Below are 13,313 nucleotides of genomic sequence, written 5' to 3' on the forward strand. Positions count from 1 at the left end.
CGGTACTCCTCAGGTCGGCGGTTATCCTACCAATAGTTGGGGCACCAACTGTTGGCACACCAACTGACGGAGGAGGCGTCGTGGCGCAGTTCCAGGACCGGTTCGCCCGCTGGTTCCACGAGACTTTCGACGACATGTGGTTCCGGTCGATGATCGGGCCGGCCCAGACCAAGGGCGCTGTGCAGGGCTGCGACGAGTTCGCCCGGGAGGGCTGGAAGGCCGACCTGGAGCGGCGCAAGCAATACACCCGTGAGCAGCGCGAACGCAAGCGCGCCGAGCGCGAGGCCGCGAAGTCCGACGCACGGTCCTGACGTCGCGGGCCGCGGCCGGTCGCCGCTCCGGCCGGGCATCAGCTGGACAGCGTGTAGCGCCCCGGTCCCGGGACCCGCAGGATCGTCCAGTCGCCGTCGCGGAGCACCTCGGCGCCGCCCGAGGCGCGCAGCCAGCGGTGCCAGCGCACCCTCAGGCGCACGTCGCCGGCCGCGGGCGCGTCCAGGGTGATCGCGGCGGCGGTGTGCCGGACCAGCGCCGCCGGGGCGGCGACGATCGGCCGCGGGCCGGCGACGGCGTACAGGCGCCAGTGGGGCCCGGTCCAGATCAACGTGAGGTACGGCAACCCGTCCGTCACCAACCGCGCCTCCGCCCGTCCCGGCCAGGACAGCTCGGCGTCGGGCACCGCGACGAACTGGACCGCCTGCTCGGCCAGCCAGGCGCGGTAGGTTTCCGCGGTGAGCGCCACCCGGGTCCCGGACGCGCCGGGCACCGTGGTGAAGAACAGCGGATTCCGATCGATGTCGGCCTGCCGCAGCCAGCCCCGGGCCAGCGGGACGTCGCCCATCCGCGCCGCCTCCCAGTAGTCCCGGGTCGGCGGGATCTCCACGCGCCCGGTCAGTTCCCGGGTGGCCAGGACCTCGGTGAGAGGGCGGAAGTAGTCCGGGTCCGCGGTCGGGTTCCCGAGATCCCGCAGATCGGCGGAGACGATGGGCGGCTGCCACCAGGCCAGCAGTGCCAACGGCAGCACGATCAGCCACTTTTTCCGAAGAGCCGGGATCCGGCCGTACGCGGCCAGCACCGGCAACGCGAACATCACCGCCAGCCGTGTCGCGTTCAAGCCCACCGGCGTATGGATCAGAGCGGCCCCGAGCACTCCCGCCGAGGACAGCAGCGCACCCATCCGAATCGGGCGCACCGGCACCAGCGCGGCCACGACGAGCCCGGTCACCACGGCGTGCACGGTGTCGGTGCGGCTGATGTTCATCCACCCGCCGTCCCCGAACAGCAGCGCGTTGAGCCCGATCAGCACCGCCGCCGGCCCCGCCACGAGCAGCCCCCGCACCCCCGCGGACCAGCCGCCCGCTCGCGGCCGGCGCCCAGGGGTGTCCCCGCGACGGGAAGGGACCTCTGGGGGCCGGCCGCCGGCTCGCGGCCGGCCTCCAGGGATGTGTCGGGGCTCGGGAGAGGCCTCCGGGGGCCGGTGGGGCTGGGGCTCAGGGGTGTGTGGGCGGGGGAAGCGGACGTGGGGGGCGGCGAGGAGGGCGGTGCCGGTGAGACCGAGGAACAGGGCGACCACCGGGCTGGTCGCGGCGGCCAGCGCGGCGAGGAGCAGGGCGGCGAGCGCCGCCGAGCGGCGCGGGAGGAAGGTGAGCGCGACGAGAGCCGCCAGCCCGAGACAGACCCCGAGGCCGTACGTCACCCGCCCGCTCACCAGGTTCCCGGCCAACCCCGCCAGGCCCAGCCCACCGGCCAGCCACAGCCGCCGGCCACCGGTCCGGCGCAGCAGCACGGCCAGCAGCACCGAGCCGGCGACCACCGAGACCACGCCGGCGACCCGCACCCCGAGGACCGCCATCACCGGCTGCGAGAGCAGGCTGTACCCGAGCTGGTCCACCCCGGCGTACCAGCGCAGGTCGACAGGCGTCCAGCCGTGCGCGGCGAAGAACCCGGCCCGCGCCACCTGGGCGGCCAGGTCCGAGCCCATCCGGGGCAGAGCGAGGTACACCCCGCCGAGAGCCGTCGCCACCAGCGCGATGATCGATTCCAGCCGGTGCCTGACCCACATCCCGCCGACAGTACCGGGCGCCCCGTACGTTGCAGCGCGTCACGGTATGGTCGTCGCCATGCCCCGTCCGTTCCTCGTCCGATACACGGGGCTCGCAGGTAGCGCCCTGTTGGGCGGTGCCGCGTTCCTGGGTGGCGCGCACCGCCCGTGGGAACCGACCGTGACCCCGCTCACCATCGTCACCGGCCGGGACGGGGTGCTGCTGCCGCTGTTCTGGATCCTCGGCATGACGTTGCTGATCGGCGCGTGGCTGACCGGGCGGCGGTCGGTGCCGTCCGCGCGGTGGGCCTACGTGACGGCCGGGCTGTGGGCGCTGCCGCTGCTGCCGTTCCTCCCGCTGGGCAGCTACGACGCCTACTCGTACGCGTGTCAGGGCTGGCAGCAGGCGAGCGGGCTGGATCCGTACAGCGGTGGTGTCGACGTCCTGGGCTGTCCCTGGGCCGACGCCGTCGCGCCCACCTGGCGTGGCGCCCCCGCCCCGTACGGCCCGGTCTTCCTGGTCCTGGCCGCCCTGGCGGCGAAGGTGGGCGGCACGCTCACCGGGACCGTCGCCCTGCTGCGCCTGATCGCGGTGGCCGGTCTGGCCGCCACCGGCGCCTGCCTGCCGTTGCTGGCCCGGCGGACCGGCGTGCCGGTGCGGCGTGCGGTCTGGCTGGTGCTGGCCTGCCCGCTGGTCCTGATCCACCTGGTGTCGGGCACGCACAACGACGCGGTGATGGTGGCGTTGCTGGCCGGCGGCCTGGCGGTGGCCGCGACCGGGCGCGGCTGGCCGGCCGGCGTGCTGTTCGGCCTCGCGGTCGGGGTGAAGGCGACAGCGATCGTCGTACTGCCGTTCGCGATCTTCCTCGTCCCGCGGGCATGGTGGCGTGCCGCGCTGGAACTGGCCGTGGGCGCGATCGGCGCGCTGGCGCTGGTCTCGATCGGGTCCGGGCTGGGCCTGGGCTGGGTGACCGCGCTGGCCGACAGCGGCGTCTCGGTGCAGTGGACGTCGCCGCCGACCGCGCTGGGGATGACGCTGGAGCTGATCGGGGCGCCGCACGCGGTCGCGGTGACCCGGGCGCTCGGCGTGATCGTGCTGGCCGGGGTGCTGCTCGTGCTGTTCCGGCGGGCCTGGCGGGGCGGTGACGCGCTGCTGCACGCCGCGCTGGCGATGGCCGCGACGGTGGTCCTCGCCCCGGTGTTCCACCCGTGGTACGCGATCTGGCCGCTGACGCTGCTGGCCGCCACGTTGCGGCCGGACACCCGCTGGCTCACCGTTCCGTGCACGGTGGCGGCCGCGCTCTGCCTGCCGGACGGCTACAACCTGGCCCTCGCCACCAAGGCGCAGGGCGCCGTCGGCATGACCGTGTTCGCCGGATATCTAGCGTGGAAAGTGCTGCATGAAGCGAATCGTGACCCTGGTGGCGTCGGTGCTGGCCGCGGTGGGGCTGATCTACATCGCGTGGGACCGTAACGGGTTCTTCGACTCCACGGTCTACTACGGCGCGGTGAAGTACTGGTTCCGCGACGGCGGGATGGTCTACGACTGGCTGAAGCCGGAGACGCCGTACGGGTTCACCTACCCGCCCTTCGCCGGCCTGGTGATGTCGCCGATGTCGGTGCTGCCGTTCCCGGTCGTCGTGCTGCTCGCCTCGATCGGCACCGTGCTCACCGTCGGCCTGCTGGTGCGCTGGCTGGCCGGGCCGATGCTGCGCGGCCTGGGCAAGCCGCTGTGGTTCACCTTCGGGGTGGCGTTCGCCCTGGCGCTGGCGTTCGAGCCGGTCCGCGAGACGTTCAGCTTCGGTCAGGTGAACACGTTGCTGCTCACCCTGGTCACCGCCGACCTGCTGTTCGGCGTGGCCCGCGGCCGCTGGTGGGGCGGCGTCGGGATCGGCCTGGCCACGGCGATCAAGCTGACCCCCGGCGTGTTCATCCTGTATCTGCTGGTCACCCGGCGCTGGCGGGAGGCCGGCACCGCGATCGCCGCGGCCAGTGCGGCGACCGTGCTGGCCGGGGCGCTCTTCCCGGACCAGTCCCGGGAGTTCTGGACCTCGGCGCTCTGGGACACCAACCGGGTCGGCTCGCTCTGGTTCCTCTCCAACCAATCCGAGCGGGGCATGATCGCCCGGCTGCCCTTCGACGAGGCGGAGTCGAAGATCTGGCTGGTCTGCGTGCTGGCCACGCTGGCGTGGTGGGCGCTGCGGGTGGCGCGGGCGCCGGAGGACGTGGTCGGCGGGCTGGCCCTGACCGGCGTGCTGGGCTGCCTGATCAGCCCGGTCACCTGGATCCACCACTGCGTCTGGCTGATCCCGGCGCTGATCCGCTGCGTCGAGGCGAACCGGCGCGGGCCGGCGGCGCTCGCCGCGGGCGCCTACGCGTTCATGACCTCGCACCTCACCTGGCTCTGGGAGAACCGTCCGTATCCACCGGTGTCCATGCTGGGCAGCAACATCTATGTCCTGTTCAGCCTGGCTCTGCTGATCTGGACACCTGTCGGCGTCCGCAGCTCGGCTCCCGCCCGCGAGCCCGACAAGGTCCTGGCGTAGCCGGTGCGGCCCATGCCGGTCCTGGACGGCCCGGGAGACGAGGGCCACGTCCTCCCAGGCCTGGGCGCCGACGCCCGCGCCGGCTGGGATGAGGCGGTGGCGCGGCTCAACGGCACCGAGGTCCGATTCGGCGCCGCCCCGTCGGCCCCGCGAGTGTTCGCCCGCGGTCCCGACCGGCCCGGTCGCCGGCCGGCGGCGCGCTCGGCGCACGCGAAACGGCGGCAGGTCGGCTGGGAGCCGAGCACGACCGATTCCCTTTAGACCCCAGCCCCCTCGCGGGCCGACCAGCAAGAGCTCCAACAGGTACACCGCGTTACCTCCGCAGCAAGATCCAGAATTCCTCCCCTCCCCCATCGGGGCCCCGGGTTCAGCGCCGCAAACGCCCAGGCCATAGACGGTGTCACAGACGTTGAACCCGGTGACACCGGCGGCCCGCACGCCTTCGTTGTGCTGGTGGCAACGGTTCAACCACTGCCGCAACGAAAGGCACGCTCCGACACCGGGCGCGCTACCGTCGATGACGGCGGCCGGACTCCAGCCGGACCGGCCGCCCCCTGACCGGCTAGCAGGGGACACGACATGACCTCGGCATTCGCCGACGAACCGCGTCGGCTTCGCACCCTCGCCGAGCTGTCCTACAGGCAGCTCGCCAGCCTCTCCAGCGTCAGCCATGCGCAGATCTCCGACCTGGAGAAGGGGCGCCGCCGACCCACGCCCGACATCGCCAAGGCCCTCGATGAGGCGCTCCATGCCTGCGGCCGGCTCACCGCAACCATGCGCACCCCAGCACCCGACGACGTCGAAGGCGAGCCGGAGGCGATCGAGCTTGCGCAGCGTGCAGCCGCGTCCGACGCCAGCGACGAGACACTGAAACGCATTGAGAAGGCATTCGACCAGGTCGCCATGGCGTACGCCACCACTGCGCCCGCCGAGCTGCTACCCCGCGTCCGGCGCCACCTGCGCTACATCGACCAACTGCTCAGCGGCCGGGCAACGCTCGCGCAGCGCCGGCGGCTGCTGGTCGTCGGGGCTGGCTGTCGCTGCTCCGCGCGACCCTGCACATCGACCTGCAGCAACGTGCCGCCGCTGAAGCCCACCTCGACACGGCGGCCGCGCTCCGTCCAGATCGATGGCCTCCGGTGGGTCGGAGATGCCACGGCTCCCCGACCTCGCAACGATCGAGGCTCGTACCGGCGGCCCGAGGTGCCCTCCCGGCGGGCCTCGTGAGGCACCCCAGGGAGACCGAAGGAGGCAGGATGACGGCCCAGCCCGAACCGTACGAGGATGACGAGCCGCCGTCGTTCGTGGTCGTCTCGCCGCGGATGAGCGCCGACGGCAGACCCGGCTGCGGACTCGCTCATGGCTGAGACGCTTGCGGACTCTGTGCGGACTGAGAAGCCCGCACAGAGCCGCTGACCTGCGGTTATAGCCTCTGGCTACACGTTGTAGTACATCTCGAACTCGTGCGGGGTCGGGCGCAGCCGGACCGGGTCGATCTCGTTCGTGCGCTTGTAGTCGATCCACGTGGCGATCAGGTCGTCGGTGAAGACGCCGCCGGCGGTGAGGAACTCGTGGTCGTTCTCCAGCGAGTTCAGGACCGCGTCCAGGGAGCCCGGCACCTGCTTGACGTTGCCCCACTCCTCCGGCGGCAGGTCGTACAGGTCCTTGTCGATCGGCGCCGGGGGCTCGATCTTGTTCTTGATGCCGTCCAGGCCGGCCATCATCTGGGCGGAGAACGACAGGTACGGGTTCGACGACGGGTCCGGCACGCGGAATTCGACGCGCTTGGCCTTAGGGTTACTGCCGGTCACCGGGATGCGGGTGCAGGCGGAGCGGTTGCGCTGCGAGTAGACCAGGTTTACCGGGGCCTCGTAGCCGGGCACCAGGCGCCGGTACGAGTTGACCGTCGGGTTGGTGAACGCGAGCAGCGACGGGGCGTGGTGCAGCAGGCCACCGATGTACCAGCGGGCGGTGTCGGACAGGCCGGCGTACCCGGTCTCGTCGTAGAACAGCGGCTCGCCGCCCAGCCAGAGGCTCTGGTGGGTGTGCATGCCGGAGCCGTTGTCGCCGAAGAGCGGCTTCGGCATGAACGTCGCCGTCTTGCCGTGCTCCCAGGCGGTGTTCTTGATGATGTACTTGAACAGCTGCATCTGGTCGCCGGCGTGCAGCAGCGTCGAGAACTTGTAGTTGATCTCGGCCTGGCCGGCGGTGCCGACCTCGTGGTGCGAGCGCTCGACGGTGAAGCCGGTGTCGACCAGCCGGCGCACCATGGCGTCACGCAGGTCGGAGTAGTGGTCGACAGGCGAGACCGGGAAGTAGCCGCCCTTGAACGCGGTCTTGTAACCGCGGTTGCCGCCCTCCTCCTCGCGGCCGGAGTTCCACGCGCCCTCGATCGAGTCGATGTAGTAGTACGCCTGGTGCGCCGAGGTCTCGTGGCGGATCGAGTCGAAGATGTAGAACTCCGCCTCGGCGCCGAAGTAGGCGGTGTCCGCGATGCCGCTGGAGGCCAGGTACGCCTCGGCCTTCTTAGCCACGTTCCGCGGGTCACGCGAGTACGCCTCGCGGGTGAACGGGTCGTGGATGAAGAAGTTCAGCGCCAGCGTCTTCTGGATGCGGAACGGGTCGACGAAGGCGGTCGCGACGTCCGGCAGCAGCATCATGTCGGACTCGTGGATGGCCTGGAAGCCGCGGATCGAGGACCCGTCGAAGGCGAGGCCGTCGGTCACCACACTGTCGTCGAACGACTCGACCGGCATGTTGAAGTGCTGCATCACGCCGGGCAGGTCACAGAAACGTACGTCGACGAACTTGACGTCCTCGTCTTTGAGGTATCGAAGGAGTTCCTCGGGATTGGCGAACACACGTCCTCCTGGCACAGTTTTCCGATACCGGGCGGCATGGGCCGCCACCTGGCAAGGCTGCTCGCGACGTTATGGGTACGGAGTTGCCCCGGCGTATCCCTATTGTTTCTGCCGTGTTACGTAACCGGATGATCAGGCACGGGGCGAGCGCGCGGCCGACCTCCGGACCCTATCGCGTAGGCTCGGCCGTCGTGGCAGCTTCCGCGAACGATGTACCCCGGGCCCCGGGACGTCCGGAGCCGGCCGGCGGCGGGCAGCGCCTGATCGCCCTGCTCATCGACTGGGTTCTGTGCCTGCTGGTGGCCGGTCTCTACGCCGACCCGTCGAGGACGGCGTGGCCCCCGGTCGTACTGCTGATCCTGATCAATACGTTCTTCATCGGGCTGTTCGGGCAGACGCCCGGCATGCGGCTGGCCCGGATCAGCTGCCGCTCGTTCACCGACGGCGGGGCGATCGGCCTCGGCCCCGGCCTGGTCCGGGCGGTGCTGCTGGCCCTGCTGATTCCCGCGCTGATCGCCGACGGCGACGGCCGCGGCCTGCACGACCGCGCCGCCGGCTCGATGGTGGTCAGGAACCCGAAGCGCTGAGCCCGGCGACGTGGGCGTCCCGCGGGGTCAGCCAGCGCGACGTGAGCACCCGCTCCTCGATGAACCGGATCACCGGATGATCGAGAACCTCGTCCCGGCGGACGGTGGACTGCACCGAACCCGCGTTCGTCTCGGACAGGGCCTTGATGTCGTCGAGCAGCGGAGCGAACTCGGCCCGCGTCAGATAGAACACAACGCCCTGGACGCGGTCCTCGGTCGGCCACGGCAGCGGGAACCGGTCCACGCCACCGGCCAACTCGTCGTTGGGCGTCACGGTGTAGGTGGACTGGAGCAGCGTCAGCAGGCGAACCATGTCCGGGTCCTGCAGGTCGCCGTCCTCCTCCGGCGGCAACGACGCCTCGACCCAGGGCGGGCCGAGATGGTCGAGGCCGTCGATGAAGGCCACCGTCATCCCATGGTTGAGATCGACGGTCCAGCATCCCTCGTGCAGGTGCGCCTCCTCGGGCGGGTAGTCCCAGCCGGAGAACATCGCCCGGACGTAGTAGTTCGCCGGTGTCCCGATCTTCACTGGCCGCCTCCGAGGACGCGGCGGATCTCCGGCTCGTAGGCCGGCTCGTCGCGTCTGCTGGTCACCACGCCGCCGCCCGGGGTCCGCACCTCGAACGCCCGCTCGTCGGTGACCACGCCGGGCTCGTCCTCGCCGTCGGGCTGGACCGGAGCCGGCTCGCCGCCGACCCGGCGCTTGGTGAGCTCGGGCGCCACGGTTCCCGGACGTGCCTGCTGCTCACCGGCGGCCTGGGTCGCGGCGCGGCTGCGCAGGGCCTCCGGCGCCTCCCCGATGCGGGACGCCGGCGGGGTGGGCGCCCCGAGGACCCCGGCGCCGGCGCCGGCGCGGGCCTGTTCGGCACCGAACAGGTCGCCCCAGGCGGTGCCGGCGGGCCGGCGTTGCGCGGGCGTGTCCCGGCGGCGGGTGGGCCGCACCGGCGCGGGGTCGGCCGGCTGGGCGGGCCGGTTCAGCACCGGCGGCGTGGTGCCGTCGGGACGGAACGCGTCCTTGCTGCCGTGCCCCGCCGGATGCAGTTCCTCGGTGCTGCCCGGGCGGCGCTGCCGGTCGCCGTTCGGGTTCTTCAGCACCGGGGGCATGCTGCCCGGCGTACGCCCGAAGGTGTCCTCGCCGTCCACCGGCGCGCCCGGCAGGCGGGCCCCGCGCTCCTGGTCGCCACGCCGGCGGTCGCCGGGGCGGCCCGGCGGCAGGCTGCCCGGCTTGCCGGAGGTCGTGCCCGGCCCGCCTCGGCGCAGGGTGCGGCCGGGCGGCTGGCCGAGACCGGGCGGCTGGGCCGGCCGGTGGAACGCGTTGCGGGTCAGCTGACCCGGGTTGGGCAGGGTGTGGCCCGGCGACGGCGCTCGCGGCGCGGGCGGTCGCTGACCGCCGAGGCCGGGCGTGAGGCTGGGCGGCGTGCCCCGGCCCAGGCCGCCCGGGTTCGGGAACAGCGGCAGGCCGCCGGGCGGCAGCTGACCCGGCGGGAGCTGGCCGGGCAGCGCGGGCGCCTGGCCGGGCAGCTCGCCGGGGGCCGGCGGGGCGTCGCCGGGCGCGTTCGCCGACGGGTCGAGCGGCTGGTCCTCGCCCAGGGCACCGGGGCCGGGCGGGGGCGCGGGCGCGGGCGGAGGCGGCGCCGGGGCGCTCAACGCGGGCGGGGGAGGCGGCGGGGCGCCGCCGCCGGGCAGGTTCGGCGGGCTGGTCAGCGGCGGCTTGCCGGGCTGGTTGAGCACCACGTCCATCGGCTTGTACGGCGGGCCGACGCCGGCGGTGAGGGCCTTGCTGTACTCGTAGTACTGGTTGCCGTACTTCTGGGCCAGCTCCTGCGCCTGCCGGGTGAACTCCTTCTCGGCCTCCTGCACCTGCTGCTGCACCTGGTACTTCTCGGCGTCGCCCCAGGTGGTCGTCAGGTACCGGCTGGTGTCGAACCACTCGCTGAGCCGGCCGGTGAGATCGACCTTCTGGGCGTCCTGCAGCGCCTGGCGATAGCGCTTCATCAGGTCGTCCATCTCCTTGCGGGACTCGATCGCCACGTCGACCAGGTGCCGCAGGGCGGTCAGGTTCTTCTGCGCCGCCTGGATCCAGGCGTCCAGGTAGACCAGGGCCTCGCCGGGGCCCTTTCGCAGGAACGCGTCCCGCGCCTCCGGCGCCGTCCAGTCCTCGTTGCGGAGTTGCACACTCTGATCATGCAGATACGTCTTGTACCGGGTGAGCAAAGTGACGACGTTCTGCCAATGGTCGCCCAGAACGGAGATCTGTTCCGGGTGACTGTTTTTGATCATTAATTCGATGACTTCGATGGTGAGGCCGTTCTTCCCACCGGGGGCCGGCGTGTACTCCGAACTGTAGGTCGGATTGCCGTAATGCAGCTGACCGCTGTAAGGGCTGTAACCATAATTCGGATCGGCTGTCGCGTCGAAGAACGGATCGTCGGCCATGGCCTAGCCCAGCCCGTCCCGCGTCACCGGGTCGTACGCCGAGGCGATGGTCTTCTCCGGTGGCGTGTCGCCGCCGCCCTGGGTGGACGCGCCGGTCACCACCCGGTCGGTCACCTTGCGCTCGCCGTCGACCGGCTTGCTGCTGGTCTCGGTGGTCGACCCGTCCGCCGCGGTGGTGGTGCGCGAGGTGGTGGTCTCCCGGCCCGCGGCGTCGTGGTTGACAGTGGTCTCCTCGGCGACGCGGCCGCCGTCGTACCGCTGGGTGGTGGTCGACGATCCGGTGAGCCTGTCGCCGGAGGTGTTCTCCGTGGTGGTGGTCAGGGTGTGCCGGCTGCTGTCGTACGACGTGGTGGTCCGGACCGTCTTGGTGGTCAGGACCTCGCCCCTGGCGTTGTAGACGGTGGTCGTCTCGATCGTGACGCCGCTGCCCGGGATGCTGGTGACCACCTTCTCCATGCGCTGCCCGTTCGGCCCCGGGGAGGTCTGCATCTGCTGGTACGGCGAGATGGTCTCGCTGGTCGGGTGGCCCCACTCCGGGCTGGACTCGCCGGGCGCCCCGGTCTGCGCGGTGCCTCCCTGCGCGGCCAGCGCCTCCAGATAGGTCTGGCCGATGCCCTTCGGCAGGCCGTCCGGCCGGGGCACGTCCTTGCTGCCGAAGGCGAACAGCACGTCGTTGATCGAGGCGGCCGAGGTGGCGTCGCCGTCGGCGTAGATGTCGGCGATGGTCTGCGCGGCCGAACCGATGTTGTAGAAGGCCTGGCCCAGGTAGCCGAGGTAGGCGGAGAGCTCGGAAGCGTTGTTCGCCAGCTGCTCGCGGACCGTGGCGGCCTCGCCGAGGACCTTGCCGTGCCAGGCCTGCTGTGGAGTGTCGTACAGATGGGTCAGGTGCGCCGAGTCGCCGGCCAGTTGCATCTGCTGCTTGGCCATCAAGGACGCGTACTCCCGGAGGCCGTCGAGATTCACGTCGACAGGGGTGCTCGCGCTGAGCCACGGCGCGTGAGTGTTTCCGTACGTCGCCTTGTCGTACGAATCCTTCTCGCCGCTCATCTCCGCCTCCCCGTCGTCTCTTCGTGCGCACCGGTCAGGTTAGCCGTCCGGTACGCCATGTGGTGACGCGATAGAGTACGCCTTCCCCGATGAGCAGGTTCGAATTCATCAATCTGAACCCGAGCGGGCCCGGGGTGGTACACCGGGGTGGCCCCAGTCGGTGAGGATGGCTACCTTCGGGGCCGACACGGACGTTTCGCCGGCCGCTCACGGAGTGCGCCGACAAGGAAGAATCGGGGTGAACCACCTTGACAGGAACTCCGGGTATGGGCCAGGTCCATGCCACGCAGGATCAGCTGAACTCGATGGCACAGCGCTGCGAGGACACCGGGCAGACCATCACCCGCGGCATGGCGCAGCTGCTGGACCGGATCCAGTCGCTCGGCGGCGCGGGCTTCCAGGGCACGGCCAACAACGCGCTGCAGGACGTCTCGGTCCAGCTGAACGACGGCCTGACGAAGATCATCAACGCGTTGGACGAGCTGGCCGGCAAGATGAGCAGCGCCTCCAAACAGTACGGCGTGCACGACGAGGACGCCGCCCAGGAGATCCGGGCCGCGGCCGCGTCCACCGGTGACAGTTCCGTCATCGGAATCCTGCGCGGCTGAGCGCGCCCGAGCGAGATCGGAGAGGCCAGACATGAGCATCACCTACAACTTCGGCCAGATCAACGACGTCGCGATGGCCATCAGCACCTTCGAGGGCCAGATGGACCAGCAGCTCAACGACCTGTACACGGCTTTCACCGCGCTGTTCGCCGCGGACTGGCAGGGCAACGCCGGCGAGGCGTGCGACCAGGCCCGGCAGAAGTGGAACCAGGGTGCCGTGGAGATCAAGACCGCGCTGCAGAGCGTCGGTGTCAAGCTCGGCGCGTCCGCCGAGCGGATGCAGCAGATCGACCAGCAGATCGCCGCGGGCATGTGACCGGGCCGGCCGCCGGGGCCCCGCACCGGGTTTCCGGCGGCCGGACCGGTACGCCATGATCGGGACACGAGACGGGGAGGTGCCGGCAGATGGCCGAGGTTCCGGGACGGCCCGACTGGGGCGTGCTCCGCGACATGCTCTCGGACCTGCGCAAGGCCACGGCCGAGATACCCAGCACGCACCGCAGGCTGCTGCAGGTGACCGGCACCGGCTGGTCGCCGGACGGGCTGATCAAGGCGGTCGTCGGCCCGCGCGGTCACCTGCTGGACCTGGACATCGACCCGCGTGCGCTGCGCCAGCCGAACTCGAAGGCGCTGTCGGCGAGCATCGTGCGGACGGTTCGCGCCGCCATCGAGGACGCCGGGCGCAAGAGCACCGAGCTGATGACCGAGAGCCTGCCCGGTGACCTGCGCAGGATGGCCGGCACCGACATGCGGACCTTCGTCGGCGGCCACGACGCCGATGTGCGCATCCGGACGGAGGACGACAATGGGTAACTACGTCTCGATCACCTCGAGCCCGAGTGAGCTCATCAACGTCGCCGACCGGCTCCGGGACCGCGGCATCGCGCTGGCCGAGACGGCCGGCGGCATCGAGCGGGACATCCGGGCCCACGAGAGCGGCACGTTCCCGTCCGATCAGTACACCGACGCTTTCGTGCACGACAAGTACCACCAGCCGGTGCCCGGCGCCGACGGCGAGGACAAACCGGCTCACCTGGCGGTCAGCGAGAGCGGCGTGATCAGCGGCCGGCAGCTGCAGAAGGTCGGGGAGTACGTCAGCCGGGCGATGGTCGACTACGACGTCACGGACCTGGACAACGCCGGCCAGATCAACACGGCGACCCGCGTCGCCTCCTGACGGCCGGACCGCC

The 13,313-nt window shown here is 71.3% G+C and carries 15 protein-coding genes; 10 read left to right on the top strand and 5 right to left on the bottom strand.

The features are described from left to right. Positions 1-80 precede the first annotated feature (80 nt). The gene (locus Asi03nite_RS09830; protein ID WP_203678455.1) at positions 81-311 is read left to right on the top strand and encodes a hypothetical protein; all 231 of its coding nucleotides are present in this window, start codon (positions 81-83) and stop codon (positions 309-311) included. Positions 312-349: 38 nt separating this feature from the next. On the opposite strand, the gene Asi03nite_RS09835 is transcribed toward Asi03nite_RS09830, so the two are convergent. Further along, on the bottom strand, positions 350-2,059 hold the full coding sequence (locus tag Asi03nite_RS09835; RefSeq protein WP_203678253.1) for a hypothetical protein: 1,710 nt from the start codon (positions 2,057-2,059) through the stop codon (positions 350-352). Positions 2,060-2,117: 58 nt separating this feature from the next. On the opposite strand from Asi03nite_RS09835, the gene mptB reads away from it, so the two are divergent. From mptB to Asi03nite_RS09855, 4 genes are all read left to right on the top strand, one after another. Next, positions 2,118-3,512 carry a polyprenol phosphomannose-dependent alpha 1,6 mannosyltransferase MptB gene (mptB, locus tag Asi03nite_RS09840; RefSeq protein WP_203678254.1) on the top strand — a complete coding sequence of 465 codons (1,395 nt, stop codon included), beginning with the start codon at positions 2,118-2,120 and terminating at the stop codon, positions 3,510-3,512. Continuing rightward, positions 3,439-4,584 carry a glycosyltransferase 87 family protein gene (locus Asi03nite_RS09845; protein WP_203678255.1) on the top strand — a complete coding sequence of 382 codons (1,146 nt, stop codon included), beginning with the start codon at positions 3,439-3,441 and terminating at the stop codon, positions 4,582-4,584. The genes mptB and Asi03nite_RS09845 overlap by 74 nt, the downstream gene beginning before the upstream one ends. A 12-nt stretch (positions 4,585-4,596) precedes the next feature. After that, a complete protein-coding gene (locus Asi03nite_RS09850) occupies positions 4,597-4,845 on the top strand; it encodes a hypothetical protein (RefSeq protein ID WP_203678256.1) in 249 nt (82 codons plus the stop codon). A 318-nt stretch (positions 4,846-5,163) separates the two neighbouring features. Further along, the gene (locus Asi03nite_RS09855) at positions 5,164-5,811 is read left to right on the top strand and encodes a helix-turn-helix domain-containing protein (RefSeq protein ID WP_203678257.1); all 648 of its coding nucleotides are present in this window, start codon (positions 5,164-5,166) and stop codon (positions 5,809-5,811) included. 209 nt (positions 5,812-6,020) lie between these two features. On the opposite strand, the gene glnA is transcribed toward Asi03nite_RS09855, so the two are convergent. Then, positions 6,021-7,445 carry a type I glutamate--ammonia ligase gene (gene glnA / locus Asi03nite_RS09860; RefSeq protein WP_203678258.1) on the bottom strand — a complete coding sequence of 475 codons (1,425 nt, stop codon included), beginning with the start codon at positions 7,443-7,445 and terminating at the stop codon, positions 6,021-6,023. A gap of 191 nt (positions 7,446-7,636) precedes the next feature. Between glnA and Asi03nite_RS09865 the strand changes: the two genes are divergently transcribed. Beyond that, positions 7,637-8,032 carry an RDD family protein gene (locus Asi03nite_RS09865; protein ID WP_239102571.1) on the top strand — a complete coding sequence of 132 codons (396 nt, stop codon included), beginning with the start codon at positions 7,637-7,639 and terminating at the stop codon, positions 8,030-8,032. Here the strand turns inward: Asi03nite_RS09865 and Asi03nite_RS09870 are convergent. From Asi03nite_RS09870 to Asi03nite_RS09880, 3 genes are read right to left on the bottom strand one after another with little or no spacing between them, the layout of a single operon-like run. Beyond that, positions 8,013-8,561 carry a hypothetical protein gene (locus Asi03nite_RS09870; protein WP_203678259.1) on the bottom strand — a complete coding sequence of 183 codons (549 nt, stop codon included), beginning with the start codon at positions 8,559-8,561 and terminating at the stop codon, positions 8,013-8,015. The two genes, Asi03nite_RS09865 and Asi03nite_RS09870, sit on opposite strands and share 20 nt — an antisense overlap. After that, positions 8,558-10,468 (bottom strand): hypothetical protein, encoded by a 1,911-nt coding sequence (locus Asi03nite_RS09875; RefSeq protein ID WP_203678260.1) that lies wholly within the window; start codon positions 10,466-10,468, stop codon positions 8,558-8,560. Before Asi03nite_RS09875 ends, Asi03nite_RS09870 begins: the two co-directional genes overlap by 4 nt. 3 nt (positions 10,469-10,471) lie before the next feature. Continuing rightward, positions 10,472-11,515 (bottom strand): hypothetical protein, encoded by a 1,044-nt coding sequence (locus Asi03nite_RS09880; protein WP_203678261.1) that lies wholly within the window; start codon positions 11,513-11,515, stop codon positions 10,472-10,474. Positions 11,516-11,781: 266 nt separating this feature from the next. Between Asi03nite_RS09880 and Asi03nite_RS09885 the strand changes: the two genes are divergently transcribed. The 4 genes from Asi03nite_RS09885 to Asi03nite_RS09900 all read left to right on the top strand — a co-directional run bounded on the left by Asi03nite_RS09885 (position 11,782) and on the right by Asi03nite_RS09900 (position 13,300). Beyond that, the gene (locus tag Asi03nite_RS09885; protein WP_203678262.1) at positions 11,782-12,123 is read left to right on the top strand and encodes a WXG100 family type VII secretion target; all 342 of its coding nucleotides are present in this window, start codon (positions 11,782-11,784) and stop codon (positions 12,121-12,123) included. A 31-nt stretch (positions 12,124-12,154) separates the two neighbouring features. Beyond that, positions 12,155-12,439, top strand: a complete 285-nt coding sequence (locus Asi03nite_RS09890) for a WXG100 family type VII secretion target (protein ID WP_203678263.1) — start codon at positions 12,155-12,157, stop codon at positions 12,437-12,439. A gap of 89 nt (positions 12,440-12,528) precedes the next feature. Further along, positions 12,529-12,936, top strand: coding sequence for a YbaB/EbfC family nucleoid-associated protein (locus tag Asi03nite_RS09895; protein ID WP_203678264.1), 408 nt, complete (start codon positions 12,529-12,531; stop codon positions 12,934-12,936). Further along, entirely contained in the window at positions 12,929-13,300 is a 372-nt protein-coding gene (locus Asi03nite_RS09900; RefSeq protein ID WP_203678265.1) for a hypothetical protein, read from the top strand. Before Asi03nite_RS09895 ends, Asi03nite_RS09900 begins: the two co-directional genes overlap by 8 nt. Positions 13,301-13,313: the final 13 nt, after the last annotated feature.

This window comes from Actinoplanes siamensis, assembly GCF_016862395.1.
GTDB classification, from domain to species: Bacteria; Actinomycetota; Actinomycetes; order Mycobacteriales; family Micromonosporaceae; genus Actinoplanes; species Actinoplanes siamensis.

What these genes read in the sequence shown, in the direction of transcription:
- Asi03nite_RS09835 (WP_203678253.1), bottom strand. Translation starts at nt 2,059, where the DNA reads ATGTGGGTCAGGCACCGGCTGGAATCGATCATCGCGCTGGTGGCGACG.
- mptB (WP_203678254.1), top strand. Translation starts at nt 2,118, where the DNA reads ATGCCCCGTCCGTTCCTCGTCCGATACACGGGGCTCGCAGGTAGCGCC.
- Asi03nite_RS09845 (WP_203678255.1), top strand. Translation starts at nt 3,439, where the DNA reads ATGAAGCGAATCGTGACCCTGGTGGCGTCGGTGCTGGCCGCGGTGGGG.
- Asi03nite_RS09850 (WP_203678256.1), top strand. Translation starts at nt 4,597, where the DNA reads ATGCCGGTCCTGGACGGCCCGGGAGACGAGGGCCACGTCCTCCCAGGC.
- Asi03nite_RS09855 (WP_203678257.1), top strand. Translation starts at nt 5,164, where the DNA reads ATGACCTCGGCATTCGCCGACGAACCGCGTCGGCTTCGCACCCTCGCC.
- Asi03nite_RS09875 (WP_203678260.1), bottom strand. Translation starts at nt 10,468, where the DNA reads ATGGCCGACGATCCGTTCTTCGACGCGACAGCCGATCCGAATTATGGT.
- Asi03nite_RS09880 (WP_203678261.1), bottom strand. Translation starts at nt 11,515, where the DNA reads ATGAGCGGCGAGAAGGATTCGTACGACAAGGCGACGTACGGAAACACT.
- Asi03nite_RS09885 (WP_203678262.1), top strand. Translation starts at nt 11,782, where the DNA reads ATGGGCCAGGTCCATGCCACGCAGGATCAGCTGAACTCGATGGCACAG.
- Asi03nite_RS09890 (WP_203678263.1), top strand. Translation starts at nt 12,155, where the DNA reads ATGAGCATCACCTACAACTTCGGCCAGATCAACGACGTCGCGATGGCC.
- Asi03nite_RS09895 (WP_203678264.1), top strand. Translation starts at nt 12,529, where the DNA reads ATGGCCGAGGTTCCGGGACGGCCCGACTGGGGCGTGCTCCGCGACATG.
- Asi03nite_RS09900 (WP_203678265.1), top strand. Translation starts at nt 12,929, where the DNA reads ATGGGTAACTACGTCTCGATCACCTCGAGCCCGAGTGAGCTCATCAAC.